This is a genomic window from Myxococcus llanfairpwllgwyngyllgogerychwyrndrobwllllantysiliogogogochensis, from assembly GCF_006636215.1.
Classification (GTDB): Bacteria; Myxococcota; Myxococcia; order Myxococcales; family Myxococcaceae; genus Myxococcus; species Myxococcus llanfairpwllgwyngyllgogerychwyrndrobwllllantysiliogogogochensis.
In genome coordinates this window covers 1-382 of record NZ_VIFM01001042.1, presented here as the reverse complement: position 1 = coordinate 382, position 382 = coordinate 1, and the positions used below count along the sequence as shown (strand labels likewise).

Annotated in this window: 1 protein-coding gene; it reads right to left on the bottom strand. The window is 68.6% G+C overall.

What is annotated here, in order from left to right; genetic code table 11:
- Positions 1-382 (bottom strand): ABC transporter substrate-binding protein (locus FJV41_RS57760; RefSeq protein WP_141649718.1); only part of this gene is annotated, 382 nt, incomplete at both ends.

Genomic DNA, 382 nt, shown 5'->3' with positions numbered 1-382 from the left:
GCGCACCTGCTCGGGCGTGAGCACCTTGCCCTTGCCGTACTTCTCCTGCGCGGCGCGGATCGCCTCCACCTGCAGCATCGAGATCATCATGCCGCGCGTGTGCGCCAGCGTGCCCACGCCCGCCGGCACGCCCGTGCCCTGGCCCTTGTCGTAGACGAACTTCTTCAGGTCGTCGTGCACCTTGTCCTTGGCGGCGCTGTTGTGGATGGTGATGGCGTTGTAGCCCTTGGCGCCCGCGCCGATGTCCTTCACGTCGTGGTCGGAGCCGGCCCACCAGATGCCGTAGATCTTCTCGCGCGGGTAGCCGCTGGCCTGCGCCTCGCGGATGCCGGCGGGCGTCATCACGCCGGCCGACCAGAACAGCACGTAGTCGGGCTTCTGC